The organism is Singulisphaera acidiphila DSM 18658 (assembly GCF_000242455.2).
Classification (GTDB): domain Bacteria; phylum Planctomycetota; class Planctomycetia; order Isosphaerales; family Isosphaeraceae; genus Singulisphaera; species Singulisphaera acidiphila.
The window spans coordinates 1,187,602-1,211,467 of record NC_019892.1 but is presented as its reverse complement, the minus strand read 5'-3'; the positions used below and the strand labels follow the sequence as shown (position 1 = coordinate 1,211,467).

General features: G+C 63.8%; 13 protein-coding genes. 6 read left to right on the top strand and 7 right to left on the bottom strand.

Going from position 1 to position 23,866, the window contains the following annotated elements:
• Nucleotides 1–599: 599 nt before the first annotated feature.
• Together SINAC_RS04685 and SINAC_RS04680 are read left to right on the top strand one after the other, a co-directional pair.
• Nucleotides 600–3,551: a DUF1553 domain-containing protein gene (locus tag SINAC_RS04685; protein WP_015244537.1), complete on the top strand. Its 2,952-nt coding sequence runs from the start codon at nt 600–602 to the stop codon at nt 3,549–3,551.
• 21 nt (nt 3,552–3,572) lie between these two features.
• Nucleotides 3,573–5,057: a DUF1501 domain-containing protein gene (locus SINAC_RS04680; RefSeq protein ID WP_015244536.1), complete on the top strand. Its 1,485-nt coding sequence runs from the start codon at nt 3,573–3,575 to the stop codon at nt 5,055–5,057.
• Between the two features lie 99 nt (nt 5,058–5,156).
• Here SINAC_RS04680 and lgt read toward each other — a convergent pair whose 3' ends face one another.
• Nucleotides 5,157–6,041, bottom strand: a complete 885-nt coding sequence (gene lgt, locus SINAC_RS04675) for a prolipoprotein diacylglyceryl transferase (RefSeq protein WP_015244535.1) — start codon at nt 6,039–6,041, stop codon at nt 5,157–5,159.
• Here lgt and SINAC_RS04670 point away from each other — a divergent pair.
• Nucleotides 6,040–6,330 (top strand): hypothetical protein, encoded by a 291-nt coding sequence (locus tag SINAC_RS04670; protein ID WP_020465881.1) that lies wholly within the window; start codon nt 6,040–6,042, stop codon nt 6,328–6,330. The two genes, lgt and SINAC_RS04670, sit on opposite strands and share 2 nt — an antisense overlap.
• The gene (locus tag SINAC_RS04665) at nt 6,303–9,446 is read left to right on the top strand and encodes a DUF7133 domain-containing protein (RefSeq protein WP_015244534.1); all 3,144 of its coding nucleotides are present in this window, start codon (nt 6,303–6,305) and stop codon (nt 9,444–9,446) included. Before SINAC_RS04670 ends, SINAC_RS04665 begins: the two co-directional genes overlap by 28 nt.
• Before the next feature lie 160 nt (nt 9,447–9,606).
• Here SINAC_RS04665 and SINAC_RS04660 read toward each other — a convergent pair whose 3' ends face one another.
• Nucleotides 9,607–11,292: a ThuA domain-containing protein gene (locus SINAC_RS04660; RefSeq protein ID WP_015244533.1), complete on the bottom strand. Its 1,686-nt coding sequence runs from the start codon at nt 11,290–11,292 to the stop codon at nt 9,607–9,609.
• 373 nt (nt 11,293–11,665) lie between these two features.
• Between SINAC_RS04660 and cax the strand changes: the two genes are divergently transcribed.
• Both cax and SINAC_RS04650 read left to right on the top strand, forming a co-directional pair.
• Nucleotides 11,666–12,763, top strand: coding sequence for a calcium/proton exchanger (gene cax, locus SINAC_RS04655; RefSeq protein WP_015244532.1), 1,098 nt, complete (start codon nt 11,666–11,668; stop codon nt 12,761–12,763).
• Nucleotides 12,764–12,966: 203 nt separating this feature from the next.
• A complete protein-coding gene (locus tag SINAC_RS04650) occupies nt 12,967–13,263 on the top strand; it encodes a hypothetical protein (protein WP_015244531.1) in 297 nt (98 codons plus the stop codon).
• Between the two features lie 24 nt (nt 13,264–13,287).
• Here SINAC_RS04650 and SINAC_RS04645 read toward each other — a convergent pair whose 3' ends face one another.
• The 5 genes from SINAC_RS04645 to pgi form a co-directional block, all read right to left on the bottom strand.
• On the bottom strand, nt 13,288–15,561 hold the full coding sequence (locus SINAC_RS04645; RefSeq protein ID WP_015244530.1) for a glycoside hydrolase family 2 protein: 2,274 nt from the start codon (nt 15,559–15,561) through the stop codon (nt 13,288–13,290).
• Nucleotides 15,562–15,951: 390 nt separating this feature from the next.
• A complete protein-coding gene (locus tag SINAC_RS04640) occupies nt 15,952–17,421 on the bottom strand; it encodes a DUF1501 domain-containing protein (protein WP_015244529.1) in 1,470 nt (489 codons plus the stop codon).
• A gap of 91 nt (nt 17,422–17,512) precedes the next feature.
• The gene (locus tag SINAC_RS04635) at nt 17,513–20,674 is read right to left on the bottom strand and encodes a DUF1553 domain-containing protein (protein WP_015244528.1); all 3,162 of its coding nucleotides are present in this window, start codon (nt 20,672–20,674) and stop codon (nt 17,513–17,515) included.
• 260 nt (nt 20,675–20,934) lie between these two features.
• Nucleotides 20,935–21,954, bottom strand: coding sequence for a phosphogluconate dehydrogenase (NAD(+)-dependent, decarboxylating) (gene gnd, locus SINAC_RS04630; protein WP_015244527.1), 1,020 nt, complete (start codon nt 21,952–21,954; stop codon nt 20,935–20,937).
• Nucleotides 21,955–22,021: 67 nt separating this feature from the next.
• Nucleotides 22,022–23,662 carry a glucose-6-phosphate isomerase gene (gene pgi, locus SINAC_RS04625; RefSeq protein WP_015244526.1) on the bottom strand — a complete coding sequence of 547 codons (1,641 nt, stop codon included), beginning with the start codon at nt 23,660–23,662 and terminating at the stop codon, nt 22,022–22,024.
• Nucleotides 23,663–23,866 lie beyond the last annotated feature (204 nt).

Here is a 23,866-nt window from a genome sequence, read left to right as displayed (position 1 = left end):
CATACCCGCATAGCTTTCTCTAGATTGGCAAAAGACTTCGCAGGCCCGGAGAGGTGACCGCTCATTGCCAAAGGCGAAACTCACCACAGCAATCATAAAAATCAATATATTTTCAATATAACCAAAATTTTTCAGTACAAGCTACTTATGATTAACGATCGCCTTTCCGAGGCTACAAAATACGAACATGATTTTCCGGTACGGGCTGCTGCATGGGATTTGGCTCAAATCGGTATTGTGTCACTCCCGGGAGGGACTGCCAAGGGCCGAGTCCATTCCAACGGATTCCAGGGGAAGAGCATTTTCAAGGGAAAGCATGATCGCGATTGTTCCAACACCCGAGAAATGCTCAACGTCGGCCTTGAAAAAGGATCGAATCGTAAACAATCGACCACAAATGTTCCCAGTTCCCTCGAAGGATGAAGGCTCCAGGCTGGCATTTCAGAACACAATTCGCCATGATAGGGGAAGATTGAGCTGGCGGATTGCACCCGGACAATACCCAGAATTCAATTTTGACGCTCCCTTGCGGTCGTGCTGCCCCCTTTGGTCACGGTTCCAAGCTGTCCTGCTGACCTCCCCTGATCCACGGTGCCCCGATGCCGCGACTTCCTTTGCGGACGATGCTCCTGGTGGCCGGTCTCACCGGTGCTTCGGCCACACTCTGCCTGGCTGAAGAGTCTCCGCCCACGCCGGAGCAGGCTCGTTTTTTCGAGACCAAAGTGCGTCCCGCACTGGTAGAGCACTGCACAAAGTGCCACGGCGCAACCAAGCAGAAAGCAGGGCTTCGCCTCGATAATCGGGCTGGGGTCCTGGCCGGGGGAGACTCCGGGCCGGCCGTCGTGCCGGGGAACCTTGAGGAGAGCTTGCTGGTCACCGCGATCAGCCACGAAGACGCCGACCTCAAAATGCCCCCCTCGAAGAAGCTCGACGCTCGCCTGATCGCCGACCTCTCTCAGTGGGTCAAGATGGGCGCTCCCTGGCCCGGCAGCGACGAAACCAGCGGAGCCAGCGCAGGTCCCACCCCTCGCAAAGGGGCGTTCACGATCAGCGATCAGGATCGCGCCCACTGGGCCTTCCAGCCGGTCCGCCGGCCACCGGTGCCGCCGGTCAAGAACGCCAAATGGCTCACCAACCCGATCGACGGCTTCATCCTCGCGGGCCTCGAGGCGAAAGGGCTGTCGCCCAACCCCACCGCCTCCAAGCAAGAGCTGATCCGGCGGGCCTCCTACGACCTGACCGGGCTCCCGCCGACCCCCAAGGAAGTCGAGACCTTCCTGGCGGATCGATCGCCCACCGCCTACGAGGACCTAATCGATCGCCTACTCGACTCCCCCCGGTATGGCGAGAAGTGGGGCCGGCACTGGCTCGACCTCGTCCGCTTCGCCGAGACGAACAGCTACGAACGCGACAATCCCAAGCCCAACGCCTGGCGATACCGCGATTACGTCGTCCGCGCCTTCAATCGCGACCTCCCCTACGACCGCTTCATCCGCGAACAGCTCGCCGGCGATGAACTCCCCGGCGCCGATGCCGAGGCCCTGATCGCCACCGGCTACTACCGGCTCGGCATCTGGGACGACGAGCCGACCGATCGCGAGGCGGCCTTCTACGACGGCCTCGACGACCTCGTGGCGACGACCAGCCAGGTCTTTCTCGGCCTCACGGTCGACTGCGCCCGCTGTCACGACCACAAGCTCGACCCGATCCCGCAGAAGGACTATTACCGCCTCCTCTCGTTCTTCCGCAACATCAACCACTACCGCAACGGCGGCCCCACCGACGAACAGCCGATCCTCGCCGACGACGAGGCCCGGAATTCGTACGCACGCCTGCTCCGAGAGCGAAAGCAGCAAGCCAACGCGATTCAGATCGAGCTCAGCGCACTCGAATCCGAAGTCCGCGCCCGGCTCGAACAAGAGCAAGGGGGGGGAGTCGGCTTCCGGCAGGCGGACATGGACGACCTCCACTATCGCTTCTATCGCGATACCTGGGACCTCCTTCCTGACTTCAACGTCCTCAAGCCGGAAGAGACCGGGACCCTTCGCCGCCCCTTCTTCGACCTCTCGCCGCGCACCCGCAACGAGGCGTTCGGCTTCGTCTTCGAAGGCGTTCTGATCGTCCCCGAGGACGGTAACTACACCTTCCACCTCGACTCCGACGACGGCTCCCGTCTGAGTGTCGCAGGCCAGATGGTCGTCGAATACGACGGGATCCACGGCACCGGGGAGGAGCGGACGGCGTCGGTCGCACTCGCCAAGGGACGCATCCCCATCCGCCTCGACTATTTCCAGAAGTCGCACGGCCTCGGCCTGAGCGTCGCCTGGGCGGGCCCGAACTTCACACGGCGGCCCCTTTCCCTCACAGACGATGCGGAAAAGGCACCCGACCTCGCCCAACTCATGCAGAGCGAGGCGAAGCGGATCCTCGGCCCGGCGCGTGCGGAACGCTACCAGCAAGCAAAGCTCGCCTTGAAAGAGCTCGAGAAGAAGGTCGACCCCGCCTCGATGGCTCTCTGCATCACCGAGGCCGGGACAGAAGCTCCCGAGACATTCGTCCTCCTTCGCGGCAATCCGCACGTCAGGGGGGACAAGGTCGAGCCCGCCTTCCTCGAGGTCCTCGGCGGTTCCAAGCCGGCAGCTCCCACACTGCCACCCGGCGCGAAAACGTCGGGCCGCCGGCTCGCCCTGGCCGACTGGATCGCGGCCTCTGAGAACCCGCTCTCCACTCGGGTCATGGCCAACCGGATCTGGCAGCACCACTTCGGCCGAGGGATCGTCCGATCGTCGAACAACCTCGGTCTGCAAGGGGATAAGCCAACCCACCCCGAGCTCCTCGACTGGCTGGCAGCCGAGTTCATCGCCCAGGGCTGGCGGCTCAAGCCTCTGCACCGAGCGATCATGACCTCGAGCACCTACCGGATGTCCTCGAAGCCGAATGAAGAGGCGTTGGCGAAAGATCCGATCAACGACTCGTTCTGGCGGTTCGAGATGCGTCGGCTGTCGGCCGAGGAGATTCGCGACTCGATCCTCGCCGTCACGGGGGCTCTGAATCTCAAGATGTACGGGCCAGGGGTTTACCCCGAGATCCCGCCGGAAGTGATGGCCGGCCAGTCGCAACCGGGTAAGGGTTGGGGCAAGTCCACCCCCGAGGAACAGGCTCGGCGGAGCATCTACGTCCATGTGAAACGGTCGTTGCTCACTCCGATCCTCGAGAGCTTCGACGTGCCCGAGACCGATCGGCCCTCCCCGGTCCGGTTCAGCACGACCCAGCCGACCCAGGCGCTGGCGATGCTCAATAGCGGCTTCTTGAATCAGCAGGCGGGCGTCCTGGCCGCGCGGCTTCGGCGCGAGGCCGGCGAGGACACGGCCAAGCAGGTCGAGCTTGCCCTCAAGCTGATCACCGGCCGTCCCCCCGCAGAGGCAGACGCAAAGCGCGGAGTCGAACTGATCGACACGCTCCGGTCGCGTTACAACGCCGATGCCGGTGAGGCGTTGCGGTCGTTCTGCCTTGTGGCCTTGAATCTCAACGAATTCATCTACCTCGATTGAACCCGACGAGGGATTTGCCCGATGAACAAGCCTTCGGACCGATCGACGCCCCCCGGATCCTTCTGCGGCCGGACGCGCCGCGAATTTCTCTGGGAAGCCGGGGCCGGCTTCACGGGTCTGGCCCTCGCCGGCCTCCTCTCGGGTGACAAGGGCTTCGCGACGAGAGCCTCGGCCGCCGAGCTCGTCAAGAAGGCGAGTGCCAACCCGCTGGCGCCCAAGCTCCCCATGCTTCCTGCGAAAGCGAAGAGCGTCATTTTCCTGTTCATGTATGGGGGCCCGAGCCAGGTCGATACGTTCGACTACAAGCCGAAGCTCTACGACCTCGACGGCAAAACGATCACCATCAAAACGTTCGGCCGGGGCGGCAAGAAGAACGAAGGGCGGGTCGTCGGGCCAAAGTGGAAGTTCCGCCCTTACGGTCAGTGCGGTAAGATGGTCAGCGACCTGTTCCCACACCTGGCCACCTGCGTGGACGACATCGCGTTCCTCCACTCGATGACGGCCGACTCGCCGATCCACGGCTCGGCCATGCTCCAGATGAATACGGGGAAGATCCTCTCGGGAAGTCCTTGCCTGGGGTCGTGGGTGAACTACGGACTCGGCAGCGAGAACGAGAACCTACCTGGGTTCGTCGTCATGCTCGACCCGACCGGCGGCCCGATCAGCGGTGCCAAGAACTGGTCGAGCGGCTACATGCCGGCCAGCTACCAGGGGACCATCCTCCGCTCAGGCGGAACGCCGGTCCTCGACCTGGCGCGGCCCTCGGGAACCTCCGAGGCCATGCAGCGCCAGTTGCTCGACACCCTCAACGCCTATAACTCCGATCACCTGACCAGCCGGGCCGACAACAGCAACCTCGCCGCGCGAATCGCCAGCTACGAGATGGCCTTCTCGATGCAGCGGCACGCCCCCGAGGCCGTCGACCTCGCCCAGGAGCCCGAAGAGACCAAGGAACTGTACGGCCTGAACGACGATCGGACCAAGGACTTCGGCAGGCGCTGCCTGCTCGCCCGCCGGCTGGTCGAACGCGGCGTTCGCTTTGTGCAGCTCTACGCCGGTGGCGCCCACAACGACAGCAACTGGGACGCCCACGGCGACCTCATCACAAACCACACCCATCACGCCGGCCGAACCGACAAGCCAATCGCCGCCTTGCTGATCGACCTCAAGCGGCGCGGCCTACTCGACGAAACGCTGGTCATCTGGGGGGGCGAGTTCGGCCGTCAACCGACCGCCGAGTACGCCGAAGGGACCGGCCGCGACCACAACGCCTACGGCTTCACGATGTGGATGGCCGGCGGCGGCATCAAGGGCGGGGTCAGCGTGGGAGAGACCGACGAGATCGGTGGCGCCGCCGTCACCGACCGCTTCCACGTGAAGAACCTGCACGCGACCGTGCTCCAGCAGATGGGCCTCGACCCCGAGCAACTCACCTACTTCTACAACGGTCTCGACCAGAAACTGGTCGGCGTCGAAGGGGCCGAGACGATCCCGCAGGTCATCTGACGCGGAGTGCGCTCCGGCTGATTGCTAAAACCAAGCGGGGAGCGGATCGCTCCCCGCTCGCCTTTTGGGGCAAACGTAAATTCACGGCCTGGATTCGATTCAGGACGCAGGGGACGACGCGACGAGCTCAGGCCGCGGCGCCTTGGCCTCCGCTGGAAAGAGTGGAGCCGCCAAGTCGGCATAACGTCCCAGCGGGAGTCGTGCGAGGTAGGCCCAGGAGAAGAGGCCCGCCACAAAAACGACAACGCTGATCCCTTGCGACATCGTCAGACCGGCGAAGAAGACCCCTTCGTCGCCCCGGAGCCCTTCGATCAAGAACCGGGTGATTGGATAGGTCACCATCAGCAGGGCCATCACCTCGCCGTCACGGCGGCGTCGGGGGAAGTAGGCGGTGAGCAAGGCCAGGATGATCAGGCCGTCGAGGGCCGCGTAGACCTGGGTCGGCTGCACGGCCAGCGAGAGGGGTTCATAAGGGGGGATGAGGCCGTCGGTGACATGACGGACCCAGGGAAGCGACTGCGCCGGGAACCGGATGGCCCAGGGGAGGCTCGACGGATCGCCATAGCAGCAGCCGTTGAGCAGGCAACCGACCCGACCGATCGCGCACCCAATCGCCAGGGCAGGGGCGACGGCATCGGCCATCGGTCGGAACGGAAAGGGATGCCTGGCCCAGTAGAGCAGCGAGCCGATCAGGCCGCCGATCAGGCAACCGTAGTAGACAAGCCCCCCTTGCCAGATCTTGAAGAGGTCGGCGAACCGCAAGACGGACTCCGGGTGCTGGAGAACGAAAAAGACCCGCGCCCCGATGATCCCACCGGTGAGGAGCCAGACCGCCAGTTCAGAGACGATCCCCGGGTCAAGCTTCTCGCGTCGGGCGCGCCAGGCGGTCAGGTAGAGCGCAGCGAAGCAAGCCAACAGCACCAGCACGCTGAAGCTATAGATCGTGATGTGCAGCCCCGGCACAACGAACAGTTCCCTGTACATGCCGCTCGCCCTCCTGGCGCAATCCATTCCTGCTCGCAACCGCTCAACCCACCTCAGCGCCAAGGAGAATGCCGGGAAAGCCGATTTCCATCAAGGCCAGATCGCGATTCCCATCGAACTCGTCACACGTATAACGGTTCATCCCGCACAACGATGGGTGGCGTTCCAGACGCTCGGCGACTACGATCAAAGAGCATGGAAACGAACAACCGAAGGCTGTGCGGCAGGCCCGCTTGATTCCGGGACACAAGGGTCATATCGATGTCACGACGGTTCGGCGTTCACCTGATCACTTCTCTCTTCCTCATACCGCTCGGGACAATCGCCCTGGGCGACGAGCCGGCCAGCCCGGCTGTGCGGTCAGAGTCCAACAAGCAAAACACGGAAAAGAAGCTCTTGGAGGGGATCAAGGCCCCGGCTCATTTCAAGGTCACGCTGTTCGCCGCACCTCCCGACGTCCGCTACCCCGCCTGCCTGGCCGCCGCGCCGACGGGTGAGGTCTTCGTCGGCATCGACGAGAACGGCTCGCTCGACGCCAAGGCGGACCGGGGCCGGGTCGTCCGCTGCATCGATGATGATGGCGACGGCAAGGCCGACCGGTTCAATGTCTTCGCCAAGATGGACAGTCCGCGCGGCCTGATCTTCGACGCCGGCACCCTCTACGTGCTCCACCCCCCCAAGCTCACCGCGTTTCATGACGACGATGGCGACGGTGTTGCAGAGCGCTCCGAGGTCCTGGTCGACGGCATCGGGTTCGACCTGAAGTTCCGAGGCGCAGATCATACGACGAACGGGATCCGCCTGGGCATCGACGGCTGGATCTATGTGGCCGTCGGCGACTACGGCTTCATCAAGGCAGTGGGCAAGGACGGGACGACCCTCCAGCTCCACGGCGGCGGTGTCGCCCGGGTCCGGACCGACGGCACGGGCCTGGAACAGTTCTCGCGCGGTCAGCGCAATATCTACGACGTTGCAATCGATCCGTTGATGAACGTTTTCACACGCGACAACACCAACGACGGCGGTGGCTGGGACGTTCGGCTCAGCCAGGTCATCCAGACCGGCCAATATGGTTATCCCTCGTTGTTCACCCGGTTCTCCGACGAGATCGTCCCGCCCCTGGCCGACTACGGCGGCGGGTCCCCCACCGGTTCCTTGTACATCCAGGAGCCGGGCCTCCCCCCTGGTTATGGCGATGCCCTCTACACCTGCGAGTGGGGCCGGAGCGTGGTCGACCGGCACCCCTTGGAACCCCAAGGGGCCGGCTTCAAGGCGGGCAAAGAGCCGTTCGTTGAACTACCTCGGCCGACCGACATGGATATCGACGGCCGATCGCACATTTATATCTCGAGCTGGCGTGAAGGGGGATTCGTCTTCGACAAGCCCGACGTGGGCTACGTCGTCCGCGTCTCGCCGACAGACATTGCAACCCCCCAATTCCCCGACCTCAAGGCCGCGAGCGACGAACAGCTCGTACGACACCTTGCGGCCCCCAGCGACGTTCTCCGCCTGAACGCCCAGCGCGAGATTCTGCGACGTGGCAAGCCCTCGTTCGCCCCCGGACTCGAGGCCCTGGCACTGGCTGACGGCCCGCTGCCGTCCCGCGTCGCAGCGATTTTCACGCTCGAACAGTTACTTGGCCAAAAGGCGCAAGACGGCCTCGTCCGCCTGGCCAAGGTCGATCCACTCCGCGAGTTCGCCCTTCGCGCCCTGGCCGACCACAAGAGCGGGGCATCCGAGATCCCGACCGAGCCCTTCCTGAACGCCCTGACCGACCACAACCCGCGAGTCCGACTTCAGGCCGTGATCGGGTTGGCCCGCCTGGACCACCGCGACGCGGCCCAGACGATCCTCCCAAGAATTGCGGACGAAGACCCGCTCGTCGCCCACGCGGCGATCCACGCCCTGGTCTCACTGCATGCGGTCGACGTCTGCCTCAAGGCCCTCGACCCTGCAACACCCCGGTTGATCCCAGGCGCCGTGCGCGTACTCCAGGGCTTACACGAGTCGCGGACAGTCGACGGCCTCATTCAGAGGCTCGAGAAGGACCGCGACGAAGCAACGCAGCGGGCCTGCCTGAAAGCCCTCTGCCGACTCTATCATCGCGAAGCCGACTGGGACGGGCGATGGTGGGGAACCCGGCCCGACACCAGCGGCCCCTACTTCACAGCCGCAGCCTGGAGCGAGACGGACCGGATCGGCCGGACTCTGACCGAGACCTTGAAGAAGGCCGATACAGGCCTGGCCGGCTGGCTAATCATCGAGCTGTTCAAGAACAAGGTCGACCTGGAAGGATCGACCGCCCTGGCCATCAAGTTGGCCGGCAACGACCCGACGTTGCGCACCGCCACGGTGGAGTTACTCTCCGGCCAGCAAAACCTGAGCGACGACACAATCCGCTTCCTCGGAGCGGTCGCGGCAGCCGACCGTGAAACCCCCGCCCTCAGAACCAAGGCCTTGCGGGGCCTGGTGCGGCACCTCGACAAACCCTCTGCCTTGGACGCGGCGGTCACCGGGTTCGCAACCGTCACCGGCCTGGAGTCGCGCGATAGCGCCTTGAACGGCGTCTTGCAAGACTTCCTCCGCGAAGGGAGGCACACGCGCAACCTCAAGCCCATCCTCGCATTCGTGGATGATGCCGATCCAGCCCGCAGTGCCTTGGCCTACTCCGTGCTCCTGGAGATCGACCGCAACCCGCGCTCGCCGGCCGAGGCAAAAGCGGCCGTCCGCAAGGCCATCGACGGCGCCTGGAGCAAGCCAAAAACGGCCGCCAGCCTGCTGCGAGCCATCGGCGACGGTCGCGTCGGAACGTACGCCCTCCAAGTTCGCAATCGTCTGAAGGATCCAAACCAGGACGTCCGTGACGCCGCAACCGTCGCCGCCCGCCACCTCGATCTCGATCACACGGCCCGCCGGGGAGGCAAGCCAGCGCCCACGATCGCGACGCTGGCGTTCGACCAGGTCGTCGCCGACCTTCAAAAAGAGAAGGGCGACCCATCCCTGGGAGCCGAGCTCTTCCAGAAACAGGGTTGCCTCGCCTGCCACACCATCTCGGCCGACGAGCCCCCCAAGGGTCCCTTCCTCGGCGGGATCGGCACCCGGTACAGCCGAGCCGAGTTGACCGAGTCGATCCTCAAGCCCAACGCCAAGATCGCCCAGGGCTTCGAGACCCAGAAGTTCGCCACCATCGCCGGCCTGCAACACGAAGGCTTCGTCGTTCGCGAAGCCGGCGATGAAGTCGAGATCCGCAACGCCGCTGGCGAAGTGACCGTTCTCCCCAAGAGCGACATCGAAGAACGAGGCAAGGCGGAGACCTCAGTGATGCCGACCGGCCTGGCCGACACCTTGACGATCGCCGACCTCGCCTCGCTCTTGGCGTATCTGGAGTCGCTCAAGGCAAAGTGAGCCGGAACGTTTCCGGCCCCCTCCTCCAATCCAGACCAACAGCCAAGGGGCCACGGGTTCCGTACTCTCGGAACTCGTGGCCTCCTGAAAATCGCACGCCTTCACTGTTCCAGCCACCCAATGCCCTGTCGATTGCCATCCCCATCACGGTCAGGCGGAATCACTTCTCGGGTGAGCTGACCTCCACTTTCCGATCTACCGAAGCCACGGAGGGACCACCACGGCCGCAGGCCCAATCGATGGCGTTGCGTAACAGGCGATTGAACTGAGAATCCGCGAAGTCGTCGACATGCCCGAGCGAGGTATAGAAAACTTGGCCTCCGGTGGCGGGGGCATTCACCCAGGCAATGGGTTCGGAAGGCTGGCCCGGGATGGTTCCGATGAGGAGCGGGGTCGCGGTCTTGGCGAGCGGGCTGACCTTGTAGAGCGAGCCGTGACCGACCAGCTTCGTGGCATCGACCCCTTGGAGGATCGGGTGCGGGGGCTCCGTTGGGGACGGCTCAACCTTCACATTCTCGCCGGCTTTGTGGTGGCCGTGGTAGCTGCCGCCCAGGACCTCGGCGTCAAATGCCTCCCAGGAGGTGTGACCGGCGGGGGCCACCTTGTTGCCGGAGGCGGCGAAGGCATGGCTCGCGGTCCGGATCCCGATGACCGGCTTGCCGCTAGACACGAACGCACGGAGCGCGGCGACCTGGGCGTCGGGCAAAACCCGACGGCGAACACTGACGACGGCCGCGTCGGCAACGGTCAGAATCCCAAGACCGGGGAGATCGTTCCGCTCCTTGGCGTTGCCCAAGACGTAGCTGACGTGGTAGTCCCGGCCGAGTTGAGATGAGGCAAAGACAGGGAGTGTCGTCTCGGTTTTGTACTCGTCCTCGGCGATCACGAAGACGACGTGCGGCCGTTTGTCCCCTTGGAATCGTGCCGGAGCGCCCCCCAGAAGCTGGTCACTGGTGACGGTGGGACAGACGAATTTCTCGACGTGCTCGACCATCAGGTCGGTGCCGGCGAAGTGGCTGACTCGCGGAGCGGAATGGGGGTCGTACATCGTGTCGGTCATGTCGCGCATCAGCACGACGTGCCGTCCGTTCTTGGCCATCTGGCGCAGGCCGAACGGCCGCCCGAGCACGCACATATTCAAATGCACGCCCATGAGGACAACGTTCTTGATCCCGCGTTGCTCGAGGATGCTCCAGATCTCCTCACCGCTGTCGCTGATCAGGTCGGTTTCGGGAACAATCGTGAGCAGTTCGGTCTGCGACTTCCAAGGGGCCTTGGGGTTACGCCCCATCGCCGTGAGCTTGGCGGCCCAGGCCGCATGCTCAGCCGGGTCGTCGTCCTCGCCTCCATTCGACTGATCGATCGGGTACGTCCCCTTCTCCTCGGCCGGGATCTGATAGCACCACTTGCCGATCTCTGCAGGCAGGGTCTTGGAGCGAGGAGTTTCGAGCGCCCGGCGCCGGGCCGGATGATCTTTGTAGGCATCCATACAGCTACTCGGGGCGTGGATGATCTGAACGCCCTGGTCGCGTGCAATTTTGAGCACTTGATCCATCCTCGGCGCCATTTCCTCGGCGCGACGGACAGCGTTAAAGCAATGGTGCAAGTCCCACATGTCGCAGACGATGATCGCAGTCTCCGCGGGCTCCCACGCCTCGGCCTGTTCCACGACCTGATACCGGCCGCTCGCCGGCCCGGTCTCAACGCGTGAGCGAAGGCGAAAATCAAGCTTCGGCCCAGCTCCCACCGCGGGAAGTGCCTGCCCGAAAGCGGCCAGCAGCAACAGCAGGGCGGGCAGGAGTGATCGTCTCCAGCATCGATCGAAGTTGAGCCGCACCGTTCGCATCGTAATCTCCGTTAAGAGTCTCGAGCCAATGAGCAGGATCTCTTTTCATTAACGAATGCGATCGTCGAGGAGATCCAGCCTCGTCCTTCGCCGAGTATACCGCCGCAATAGTACCAGGGGGAGCTTGGGCCGACCCGTTCGGGCTTGACCGGCCCTCGGCGCTCTCAAACACGTACCAACAGCCGCCGGCCTCAAGGAAAAAAGTGGACGGCTTGGGGGTGCCGCGGAGCGCGGAAAGGTGGGTATGATCGGCCCACCGCCGGAAGTGCCTCCTCTTTTTTGTCCTGATCCGGTATTGCTAACGGTTCTCCGACTTCCCTTCACCGCCGACGGTTCGCGACGAGGGGAGGAGGGGGGTTCGCGTGGAGGTAAGATGCTCGTCACGTGGTCGCTTCTGTTGGTCCCCGTTTCGTTGATCCTCGCTCACGTAGTCCATGCCTCACCCCCTTGGGTTTTCGCGACCGCGGTGCTGGCAATCATCCCACTGGCCGAGTGGATCAGGCGGGCCACCGAGCAAATCGGCCACCGGGCAGGTCCGGCCGTGGGCGGCCTGCTGAGCGTGACCTTCGGCAACGTGGCCGAGTTGGTGATCGCCCTGTTCGTCCTGGCCGAAGGGCACCAGCAGGTCGTCAAAGCCCAGATCACCGGTTCAATCATCGGCAACGGTCTTCTGGGGTTGGGGATCGCCATTCTGGTCGGAACCTGGGGACGCGAGCACCAGAAGTTCAAACGCGAATCCGCGGGCCAGCTCGCGAACATGCTGGTCCTCACGTTGATCGCCTTGCTCCTCCCCGCACTGTTCGACCTGGCCGAGCAAGGCACCACCGCGCCGGCGTTGAGACACCACCGCGACCTTCAGCTCAGCCTGGGAGTGGCCGTCGTCCTGATCGCCGTCTATGTCGCATACCTGATCTTTACCATGTACACGCACCGATTGATCTTCGCGACCGAGGAGAGCGAAGAGGAAGCCCAATGGTCGATCGGCAAAGCGCTCGCAATCCTGCTTGGTGGAACGATCGTGCTGACAATCGAAGCCGAGCTCGTCTCCAGCGCACTCGAGTCGACGGCCACCAGCCTGGGCGTTTCCACGTTCTTCCTGGGTATCACCGTGCTGGCCGTCGTCGGCAACGCCGCCGAGTATCTCACGGCAGCCTACTACGCCCGCAAGAACCAGATCGGCGTGGCGCTTCAGATCACCGTCGGGGCGACCATCCAGGTGGCACTCCTGATCGCCCCCTTACTCGTGCTGATCTCATACGTCATGGGACACCCGATGGACCTGGTCTTCTCGAACCCCCTCGAGCTGATCGCGGTCGCTGGCGTGGCACTCGCGGTGACCGTCATCTCCCTCGACGGCGAGACCAACTGGTTCGAGGGCCTGCTCCTCGTCGCCGTCTACTTGCTCCTCAGCCTCGCCTTCTTCTTCGTCACCCCCGAAGCGTCCCCCTTGCCCCTCGTGGCACCCCACTGACCGTGGAGGCCACGCGTTTCACGAACTGAACACTCTGGAGAAATCAGACAAGCAAGGCAATCCGCAAAGAGGCCGAATTCTGCAAATTCCCCAATGTGGCTGAAGTCAGCCCCACTTCCAAGACGAGGGTAATTGCGCAGACGTAAAAAAGGCAGAGACGTGGATTGATCCGGCGGAGCGACTGATACACAAGGAGGGGACCGATGCCGATGGAGAGGCTCGCGATTGATTTCCGGAGCGGGGCGATTCTCGTCGCGCTCTTTGCCGTCATCGGCAGCGGTTGTTCGGGCCAGAGGCGAATGGGGCTTCGCTCCACGAGGGCCGGCGAGGATTCCTCAACCATCGCCAGGGACCGAAGCCTGACCCCGCGGGGTCAGGTTATCCCCCCCGCGGGAATCGGAGTCGATTTGGTCCGGGCCAATGGGGGAGGCGAGCCGGCCAAGGCCGAGGTCGGCCTGGCCGGGTTTACCCACAATGGCGTGCCCGGCCGCAACCCTTGATGGCGATGGGGCCACCCAAGGCGGTCAGCGGGGGCGGCTCTTGAACTCGCCGACACCGACGTCGATGTACTGTCCCCCCCCCGTTTGATGACAGTGCACCGCGAGGACGTTCTTCTTGCCGGGCCGGAGCGTCGCCCGAGCGGCCTCCGAGATCGGCATCTCCTCATATTCCGTCCCGTACCCACCCGCCTTGGCGGCGAGCACGCCGTTGAGATAGACCTCGAGGTCTTCGTCGTGGTGCACCACCAGGACGAGACTGGCGATGTCCGTCGCGGGCAAGTCAAACTCCCTGCGAATCCAGATGTCGGCGGACGACCAGTTCGTGCGAACGACCGCACGGGGGGTTCCCTTGGTGCCGAAGCCGCCAGGGCCGACCTTCCAACCTGAGGCATCGAAGCCGGGCTGGAACCAATCCGCCGCCGGAGCCTCGAAAGTATAACTCCACTCCTGTGGCGTTTCTCGAGAGGTCGGGACGACTTCCCGTTCTTCGAGGACGGTGGTGAACGTCCCGTTGTTCACAGCGGCCACCCGCGCGACGTCGACCTTGATGACCTCCCGATCATAGGTCAGGAGGCCGTTGGCCTCGGTTTCGACGTCGGTGATCTGGGTATAGATCGCCGCGCTCAGGCCAGCCGACTCCTGCAAGTTCCACGAACGCTGAAGCAGGCGTTCATACTTGCGGGTCAGGTCGTCCTTGCTGGCGGCCCCGCGATAGCCCCAGGTCTTCTCGGTCCAGGTGTGGCCGTCAACGCCAAGCCCGAGCCCACCGAACTCGCCGAGCACGGCTGCGCGCTTGGGCTCGGTCGGAGGGGCGGCCGGGCCAGGGTAAACGTGGATGTCATGAAGGTCCCCCACCCCGGGATGGTCGTTCCAACCGCTCGCGCCATTGGCCAGTCTCGAAGGGTCGAGCGACTTCGTCAGGGCGGTCATCCGTGCGGTCTCGAACTGCCCCCAGCCTTCGTTGAAGACCACCCACATAATGATGCTCGGATGGTTCGCGAACGAATCAATCATCGCCCTGAGCTCGACCTCGTACTGCTTCGCGGACTCCGGCGTCCGCACCAGGTCCGGCTTGCCCGGTGCGATGCTCTTGTCTCCCGACGGCATGTCCTGCCAGACCAGCAGGCCCAGGCGGTCGCACCAGTAGTACCAGCGATCGGGTTCGACTTTGACATGCTTGCGCGTCGTGTTATAGCCAAGCTTCTTGGTAATCTCGATGTCGTACCGCAGCGCCTCATCCGTCGGCGCCGTGTAGAGCCCGTCGGGCCAGAACCCTTGGTCCAGAGGACCGACCTGGAAGACGAACTTGCCGTTGACCAGGAGCCTCGTAACTCCCTTCTCGTCCGGCCCCAGCGCGACCTTCCGCATCCCGAAGTAACTCGTGGCCGAGTCGATGACTTGCCCCTCTCGCTTCAAGTCCACGCGCAAGTCGTACAGGAACGGGCTCTCGGGAGACCACAGTTTTGCCTGAGCAATGGGAAGTTCGATCGGCTGACCGACGCTCCCTCGGGCGCTGGCGACGGTCGTCTCGCCGTCGAGGGCGACAACCTCAGCCGTGAGCCCCGCATCGTCCCCCGCACCCTCGACCGTGACCCGCGCCTTGCCGCCGTCGACGTCGGGCACGATCCGTAGTGCTTTGATCCGCGTGGGGGAAACCGGTTCGAGCCAAACGGTCTGCCAGATCCCGGTGGTCGGCGTATAGTAGATACCATCGGGGTTGAGGACCTGCTTGCCGCGTGGTTGGGTCCCTTGATCGGTCGGGTCGAAGACCCTGACGATCAGTTCCTGGTCGCCGCCTGGTTTCAAGGCGTCGGTCACGTCGAGGTCGAAGGGGTCGTAACCGCCCCGGTGAGTCCCCAGTTCCTTGCCATTGACCCAGACGGTCGCTTCCCAGTCGACCGCACCGAAGTGGAGAAGCACGCGCTGGCCGTTCCAGGCCTTGGGCACCTCGAAGGTCCGCCGATACCAGAGCCGATCCGCATGCTTCATCACCCCCGAAAGGGCCGACTCAACCGGGAAGGGGACGAGAATTTGCTCGTCGAGGGCCTTTCCTCCAACCGGAGGGGCCTCCCCCTCCTTGCCGAAACCGAGTTGCCAGAGCCCGTTGAGGTTGAGCCAGTCCTTACGGACCAGTTGCGGTCGAGGGTACTCGGGATGGACCCGTTCAGGATGAACGTCCTTCGCCCAACGGGTCGTTAACGGCCCTGACTTCGGCTTCCATTCCGCCGCACGGACCAGGCTCAACCCTGATCCCACGGCCAACCCAAGCCACAGGATGGCCACTCGTTTGGCATTCATGTTCGTGGTTCCTCTCAGCGACCTTGCCAGACTCCTCGCACGATGGGGATCCCACTATACCACAAGTTTTCCGCAGCTACGAAGGGGCACCCGTTCCTAGCCAGGGACGCAAGCCGACAGAAACAAGATGTGTTAAAATCAATTTTTTTTAGCCCCGAAAGGGCGACCGTCAATAGCCAGGGGCGCAAGCCCCTGGGAACAAGACAAGCTCAAATCAGAATTCTTTGCAGCCCCGAAGGGGCGACCGTCAAGCGAGTAAGCCAACTCTGACGGCCGCCCCTTCGGGGCTACAAAAAATGGTAGGCCGCACCCACCATTTGATCAACAATCGCCAATTATTACGAGCCCGACATAATCCATTTCGTCGATACGCTTCGTTCTCACCGGCGATCAGGCCAGGAGCGGTGTGATGACGTGTGCCTGCTCAACGCCGGTCAGCTTCTGGTCGAGGCCTTGATAGCGATAGGTGAACCGTTCGTGGTCGTAGCCGAGCAGACGGAGGACGGTGGCGTGGAAGTCGCGGATGTGGACCGGATCCTTGACGATGTTGTAGGAGAAGTCGTCCGTCTCGCCGTAGACCATCCCCGGCTTCGCGCCACCGCCGGCCATCCACATCGTGAAGCAGCGTGGATGGTGATCGCGGCCGTAGTTCGTGGTGGACAGGCCCCCTTGTGAGTAGATCGTCCGGCCAAACTCGCCGCCCCAGATAACCAGTGTCTCGTCAAGCAGGCCGCGCTGCTTGAGGTCCTGGATGAGCCCCCAGCACGGCTGATCGACGTCCTTGCACTGGCTCGGCAGACGGCCCGCCACGTTGCCGTGGGTGTCCCAATTGTTATGGTAGACCTGAATGAACCGCACGCCGCGCTCCACCATCCGACGTGCCAGGAGCACGGTATGGGCGAAGCTGCCCGGCTTCTTGGCCTCTTCACCATAGAGCTTGTAGGTCAGGGCCGACTCGTTGTTGACGGCCGTCAGGTCGGGGACGCTCGCCTGCATCCGAAACGCGAGTTCGTACTGCTGGATCCGGGTGTGTGTCTCCGGGTCACCCAGCGACTGGTACGTCATCTCGTTGAGCGATCGCAGGCCGTCGAGCATCTTGCGACGAATCGTCGAAGGGACGCCGGGGGGGTTGTTGATATAGAGGATCGGGTCCCCCCCACTCCGGAACGAGACGCCCGCGTGCTCTCCCGGCAGGTAGCCCGACGACCAGAGCCGCGCGGAGATCGCCTGCACCTGCTCGGTGTTGCTCGGCTTGGCGACCAACACGACGAACGTCGGCAAGTCGTCGTTGAGCGACCCCAGGCCGTACGAGACCCACGACCCCAGGCAAGGGCGGCCGGTGATCTGATTCCCGGTCTGCATGTAGCTGATCGCCGGCTCGTGGTTGATCGCCTCAGTGTTCATGCTTCGGATGAAGCACATGTCGTCAACCATCTTCGACGTATACGGAAGCAGCTCAGAGACCGACATCCCGCTCTGACCATGCTGCGAGAATTTGTACATCGACGGAGCGATCGGGAACCGCTTCTGCCCCGAGGTCATGGTCGTCAGCCGCTGGCCTTTGCGGACCGACTCGGGCAGGTCCTTATCGTACCATTCCTTCATCGTCGGCTTGTGGTCGTAGAGGTCGAGCTGCGAAGGGCCGCCGACCATGTGAAGGTAGATGACATGCTTCGCCTTGGGAGCGAAGTGAGTCAGGATCGCTTGCTGCGTATCCTTCTCGATCGACGCTGCCCCCGCCCCCGCGCCACGGCCGATCCCCGCGAGTGAGGCGAGCGCAGCCATGCCGACCGCGTTCGCCCCCCGGCCGAAGAACTGGCGGCGCGTCTCGTAGCGAACCCATTCCTGAAAGAGACTCATCGCACGTTCCTCCGCAAAAAAAGGGATAGCTCGCCTGTCGGGGGCACAGAAAAAGAAGCAAAAAGGGATGAGAACCAGGCCCACCCGACACTTATTTATTGAGAACTTCGTCGAGGTTCATCAGCTCGTTGGCCGTCATGGTCCAGGCCGCCAGGACAGCCGGGTCGAGCGCGGGGTCGGGCTTCGATTCGCCGACGGCAATCAGCTCGCTCGCATCCTTCGGATTCGCCTGGTAATAGGCAAACAGTTCCTCGAAAGCAGCCTGGATCACTTGCCCCTCCTCGGGGCGGAGTGGCCGGGCCATCAGCCGCATGGCCATGAACTCGGCGCGACTCTCGACCGACGTTCCCCCCCCTTTGATCGCAAGCTGAGCCAGGTTTCGCGCGGACTCGATGAACTGCGGATCGTTGAGGGTCACGAGCGCCTGCAAAGGGGTATTCGTCCGTTCGCGGCGGACAGTACAGACCTCGCGGCTCGGTGCATTGAAGATATCCATTGATGCAGGAGGCGCAGCACGTTTCCAGAAGGTGTAGAGGCTCCGACGATAGAGCTTGTCACCGGCGTCACGAGCGTAATCGCGCGTGTCGCTGCCGATCATCGCCACGGCTTCCCAGACCCCTTCGGGCTGATACGGCCTCACGCTCGGACCGCCGAGCGTCTCGACCAGGAGGCCACCGGCGGCCAGGGCGTAGTCGCGGACCATCTCGGCGTCCATCCGGAACCGCGGTCCGCGTGAAAGCATCCGGTTCGCCGGATCCTTGGCCAGTTTCTCGGGCGAAACCAGGGCCGACTGCCGATACGCGGCCGACGTGACCAGCGTCTTGAAGAACGACTTGACGTCCCAGCCCCGCTCGCGGAAATCGAGGGCGAGCCAGTCGAGGAGTTCAGGGTGTGAGGGTGTCTCGCCGGTCACGCCGAAGTCGCCCGTCGTCCGAACCAGGCCGGTCCCGAACACCTCCTGCCAGAACCGGTTGACGGTCACCCGGGCCGTGAGCGGGTGCTCAGGCCGGAGCAGCCACTGCGCCAGGCCAAGCCGGTTGCGCGGCAGGTCGGCCGGCATCGGGGGCAGCACGGCGGGCGTCTCGGGAGTGACCTGATCACGTCGCTTGTCGTAATCGCCACGGTACAGGATGAAGGCCATCGCCGCTTCGCTACGCTCGTGCATCACGTGAGCAACCGTGGCCCGCGCCAGGATCGCCGCGTTCTCCTGCTCGAACCCGGCGACGGCCGCCGTGAGCTGGCTGTACTCGACGTCGAAGGAGGGGAGCCACCAGGTGTAGAGCTCATCCTTCTCGGCACTGGTCCGGGTGGTGGAGTTCTCGGCCAGCCAAACCGCGCGGGTGGTCATTGCCAGGCGGCCCACCTCCTCCGAAGGGAGCGCTCGGCCGTAGATCCGCACGTCCTGAAGCTCCAGGCCCACGAGCGGCGACGTCGCTTGTCGCTGCGCCAGCTTGAACGGAACGTCCGTATGGATCGAACCGTCGTTCAGGGTATCGGCCTTCACTTCAGGCTCTTGCGGCAGACCGTTGATGTAGAGCTTGACGCCCGCAGCCTTGCCGGAGCCGTCGTAGGTGGCGAGCAGATGGGCCCACTCGCCCGCCTTGGGCTGAGCCTTGGCGAGAACCTTGAGGGCCTTGCCCGGCCACTTCTGAATGATGTGCGTGCCGATTCGCCCGTTCTCAAACCAGAGATCCCAGCCGCTGAAGTCATGCTGGTCGTCCATCCGGGCCATGATCGCGCCGGTCGCGTCGGCCTTGGGGATCTTGACCCAGGCACCATAGGAGAAAGGCTGCCCCTTGTCGAAGTCGCCCGCCTCGGGCACCTGAACCACCCCCTCCGCCTGGCTCCGGAACGCCTTCGCCGCGACGTGCCCCGGGCTCCATGCGGCGGCGGGGGCGGGCACGGCTTTCGGTCGGCCATCGGCTGCTACATACAAGGTGTTCCCGCTCCCTTCGGCCAGGAGCGCGTGGAACCGAAGTCCGTCGCCCGGGATCAACGAGGAGATCGCGAGGGGCGAAGTCGAGGCGAGCCACTGGTCGAACTCCGCGCGGGCCGCTGGCTTGCGTGCTTCTGCCTTCTGTTTGGTCTCGACGATCTTGGCCTTGAGGTCGGCCCAGCGCGGCTGGTCTTCGGATCGGGGCACGACGACAATCGGGGGCGTATCCTTGATATTCCCATCCCTGGCCCCCTGCGTCGTGTTATTGAAGAAGGCCGCCAGCGAGTAGAACTCTTTCTGGCTGATCGGATCGAACTTGTGGTCGTGGCAGACCGCGCAACCGGTCGTCAGCCCGAGCCAGACCAACGAGGTGGTCTCAGTCCGGTCGCGGGCGTAGAGGACAAGGTATTCCTCGTCGATCAAGCCCCCTTCATTACTGGTGATGTTGCAGCGATTGAAGCCCGATGCCACTTGCTGGTCTAGCGTCGGGTTGGGGAGCAGGTCGCCGGCAAGCTGCTCAAGCGTGAACTGATCGAACGGCAGGTTGCGGTTAAAGGCTTTGAGCACCCAGTCGCGATAGGACCACATTTCTCGATAGTTATCGAAGTGGATACCATGCGTATCGGCGTATCGCGCGGCGTCGAGCCAGTAGCGGCCGCGATGCTCGCCCCAGTGCGCCGAGGTCATCAATTGATCGACTAACCGCTCGTAGGCGTCCGGGGCCTGGTCGCGCACGAAGGCTTCGACCATGGCCGGGCTGGGCGGCAGACCGGTCAGGTCGAGGCTGAGGCGTCGGGCCAAGGTCCGGCGATCGGCCTCGGGCGCGGGGGCCAGGCCGGCCGCTTCCAGCTTGGCCAGGACGAAACGATCGATCGGGTTCCGAACCCACGACTCGTTCTTGACGGCCGGCGGCTCGGGTCGCGTCGGCGCGATCAGGGACCAGTGCGGCTGATACTCCGCGCCCGACTCCACCCAGCGCTTGAGGATCTGCTTCTGCTCGGCCGTCAGCGTCTTCTTAGTCGAGGGGGGAGGCATGACCTCATCCCGATCGTCCGTATGGATCCGCTGGATCAGCTCGCTGCCGTTGAGGTCGCCCGGCGTGAGAGCGCCGGCCTTGACGGCGGCATCGCGTTGGTCCAGACGCAGATCGGCCTTGCGGCTGGCGCTGTCGGGTCCGTGGCAAGCGAAGCAGTTCTCGGCCAGGATCGGCCGGATATCACGATTATACTCAATGATGCCGTCGCCCTGGGCCGCCCATGATGCTGCTGGCACGATCGCAAGGAGCAGTGCAGCCCCGAATACGGCGTTTCGCTTCATGACGGAACCTCAATGTCGCAACGGGCGGGCGGAGTGGGCAAGCCCCATCCTCCTCACCTCGAGCGTGAGCGGGCGGGAAAGTCAGGGGAAAGCATGCAGATCTGGCATAAGTCTATCCCATGCGCGGCCCCAATGCCAGCCTCGAGATTTCCCCCGGTAAGGGTCGTACGGATCGCAACGCCGATCGGTTCGCTGCGCCGTTCGTTTCGAGCAGCCTGAAACAGAGGCAAGGGAGCGCTCTGTTCCTCACTCGCTTCAAATCATGAGCCCGCCGGTTTCTCAACATGACCACCGAACTCGTAGCGTAAGGCCGAGAGCAGCTTATCGGCGAAGTCGGACTCGCCCCGCGAGTAGAATCGCTCGAAGAGCGCGGTGGTCAAGACGGGGGCCGGCACGGCCTCGTCGATGGCGGCCTTGACGGTCCATCGCCCCTCGCCGGAGTCCGACACCCGCCCTGAGAACTTCGCGAGGGCCGGATCCTTGAGCAGGGCGGACGCCGTCAGGTCGAGCAGCCATGAGGAGATCACGCTCCCCCGCCGCCAGACCTCGGCCACGTCGCGGACATTGATGTCGTATTGATAGTGCTCAGGATTGCGCAGGGGGGTCGTCTCGGCATCGACTTCATGATGGCGTTTGCCGATATTCGCATGATTCAGAATCGCCATGCCCTCGGCATAGGCGGCCATGATCCCGTACTCGATCCCGTTGTGGACCATCTTGACGAAATGCCCCGCGCCGCTAGGCCCGCAGTGGAGATAGCCGTGCTCGGCGGTCCCCCCCAGCGCCTCGCGTCCCGGAGTGCTCGGCACCGAGTCGATCGGCGGGGCCAGCGTCCGGAAAATCGGATCGAGGTGGGACACGACCGGCGATTCGCCACCGATCATCATGCAGTAGCCCCGCTCCAAGCCCCAGACTCCGCCGCTGGTGCCGACGTCGACGTAGTGCAAACCCTCGGCTTTCAGCTCACCGGCGCGGCGGATGTCGTCAATGTAGTAGGAGTTGCCGCCATCGATCACGATGTCTCCCGCTTCCAGGAGCGGCACGAGCTCCTGAAGGGTCTTGTCAACGACCGCGGCGGGGACCATCAGCCAGACCACGCGCGGCTGGTCCAACGTCTTGACGAACTCAGGGAGCGAAGCCGTGCCCGTCGCCCCTTCCTTGACGACCGCCGCCACGGCGTCGGGGAAAACGTCGAAGGCCACGCAATGGTGGCCGCCGGTAATGAGCCGGCGGACCATGTTCGACCCCATCCGACCCAGTCCGATCATTCCGAGCTGCATCGACCTCTCCTTTGGCTTCGGTTCGGTTCGGTACGCCTCTCGCTTCGTCACGGACCACCAAGAGCGGCTACGAAGTCCCTTTGAGTCGCCGGTAGCGGCGGATCAAGTGGTTGGTCGAGCTGTCGTGAGCGAGCGCGGGCTCCGTTTCACTCGCTAGCTCCGGAATGATCCGCATGGCCAGCACCTTGCCAAGCTCGACCCCCCACTGGTCGAACGAGTCGATGTCCCAGATCACCCCCTGGGCGAACACCATGTGCTCGTAGAGCGTGATCAAGCTCCCCAGAATTTCGGGGGTCAGCCGATCGGCCAGGATCACGTTCGTGGGCCGGTTCCCCTCAAAGGTGCGGTGCGGCACGAGCCAATCCGGCGTCCCTTCGGCCTTGACCTGTTCGGCCGTCTTCCCGAAAGCCAAGGCTTCGGCCTGTGCGAAAACATTCGACATCAAGATGTCGTGATGTTCTCCCAGGGGGTTGAGGGACTGGCAGAACCCAATCAGGTCGCACGGGATCAGGCGCGTCCCCTGGTGAATGAGCTGGTAGAACGAGTGCTGGCCGTTGGTCCCGGGCTCACCCCAGTAGACAGGGCCGGTGGCATAGTCCACCGTCGCCCCCTCAAGCGTGACGTGCTTGCCGTTGCTCTCCATCGTCAACTGCTGAAGATAGGCGGGGAACCGCTTCAAATACTGGTCGTAAGGGAGGACGGCAACCGTCTCCGCTCCGAAGAAGTCGGTATACCAGATCCCGAGCAGGCCGAGCAGAACCGGCAGGTTGCGCTCGAATGGAGTCGTGCGGAAGTGCTCATCCATCGCGTGGGAGCCGGCGAGCATCGCGCGAAAGTTGTCGGGGCCGATCGCGATCATCGTCGACAGGCCGATCGCCGACTCCATCGAGTAACGGCCGCCGACCCAGTCCCAGAAGCCGAACATGTTTGCGGTGTCGATGCCGAACGCTTCGACCGCCTTGGCGTTGGTGGAGACCGCGACAAAGTGCTTGGCGATCGCCTCCTCGTCGCGGAGCACGGCCAAAGACCAGGCGCGGGCCGTCTGGGCGTTGGTCATCGTCTCCAGAGTTGTGAATGTCTTTGAGGCGACAATAAAGAGCGTCTCGGCCGGGTCGAGGTCGCTCGTGGCCTCGGCGAAGTCGGTCCCATCGACATTGGAGACGAACCGGAGGGTCAAGGAGCGATCGCTGTAGTGCTTGAGCGCCTCGTAGGCCATGACCGGCCCGAGGTCGGAACCGCCGATCCCGATGTTGACGACGTTCTTGATCCGCTTCCCCGTCGCCCCCCTCCAGACTCCGCTGCGGACCCGCTGGGAGAATTCGGCCATGCGGTCGAGCACGGCATGAACCTCGGGCACGACGTCCTTGCCATCGAGGTGGATCGACTCCCCCTGCGGAGCGCGAAGGGCAACGTGAAGCACTGCGCGTTGCTCGGTGACGTTGATCTTTTCGCCTTGGAACATCGCCTCGATACGCTCGGCGAGCCGGGCCTCTTGAGCCAACCGGAGCAGGAGCGTGAGCGTCTCGTCGGTGACCCGGTTCTTCGAATAGTCGAGGTAGAGTCCCACCGCCTCGAGAGAGAGCCGTTCGCCCCGCCCAGGATCGTCGGCAAACAACTGGCTCAAATGCAGGCCGCGGACCTGCTGATAGTGGGCTTCGAGCGCTCTCCAGACCGGGAGCCGAGTCGCTGGCACGCCTGCTGTCGTCATCAGTCAGTCTCCAATCGCCGTCGGCCTACTTCTTTTTTTTCGTCGGGGACGGGCGAGCGATCCGGATGCAAAAGTGGACGGAGGACGGTTGACCGGCGTCCTTTTTCCGAGACAGATCCGTTCCGCCCACGAATTCCGCGTTATTCCATGACTACATAATCGCGCCAAGGGGCCGCGGTCAACCGGGGCCTGGCGCAGGAGGAT

Bases quoted from the DNA above. Each gene is read 5' to 3' on its own strand.
- SINAC_RS04685 (WP_015244537.1), top strand. From the start codon at position 600: ATGCCGCGACTTCCTTTGCGGACGATGCTCCTGGTGGCCGGTCTCACC.
- SINAC_RS04680 (WP_015244536.1), top strand. From the start codon at position 3,573: ATGAACAAGCCTTCGGACCGATCGACGCCCCCCGGATCCTTCTGCGGC.
- SINAC_RS04670 (WP_020465881.1), top strand. From the start codon at position 6,040: ATGCCGCTCGCCCTCCTGGCGCAATCCATTCCTGCTCGCAACCGCTCA.
- lgt (WP_015244535.1), bottom strand. From the start codon at position 6,041: ATGTACAGGGAACTGTTCGTTGTGCCGGGGCTGCACATCACGATCTAT.
- SINAC_RS04665 (WP_015244534.1), top strand. From the start codon at position 6,303: ATGTCACGACGGTTCGGCGTTCACCTGATCACTTCTCTCTTCCTCATA.
- SINAC_RS04660 (WP_015244533.1), bottom strand. From the start codon at position 11,292: ATGCGAACGGTGCGGCTCAACTTCGATCGATGCTGGAGACGATCACTC.
- cax (WP_015244532.1), top strand. From the start codon at position 11,666: ATGCTCGTCACGTGGTCGCTTCTGTTGGTCCCCGTTTCGTTGATCCTC.
- SINAC_RS04650 (WP_015244531.1), top strand. From the start codon at position 12,967: ATGCCGATGGAGAGGCTCGCGATTGATTTCCGGAGCGGGGCGATTCTC.
- SINAC_RS04645 (WP_015244530.1), bottom strand. From the start codon at position 15,561: ATGAATGCCAAACGAGTGGCCATCCTGTGGCTTGGGTTGGCCGTGGGA.
- SINAC_RS04640 (WP_015244529.1), bottom strand. From the start codon at position 17,421: ATGAGTCTCTTTCAGGAATGGGTTCGCTACGAGACGCGCCGCCAGTTC.
- SINAC_RS04635 (WP_015244528.1), bottom strand. From the start codon at position 20,674: ATGAAGCGAAACGCCGTATTCGGGGCTGCACTGCTCCTTGCGATCGTG.
- gnd (WP_015244527.1), bottom strand. From the start codon at position 21,954: ATGCAGCTCGGAATGATCGGACTGGGTCGGATGGGGTCGAACATGGTC.
- pgi (WP_015244526.1), bottom strand. From the start codon at position 23,662: ATGACGACAGCAGGCGTGCCAGCGACTCGGCTCCCGGTCTGGAGAGCG.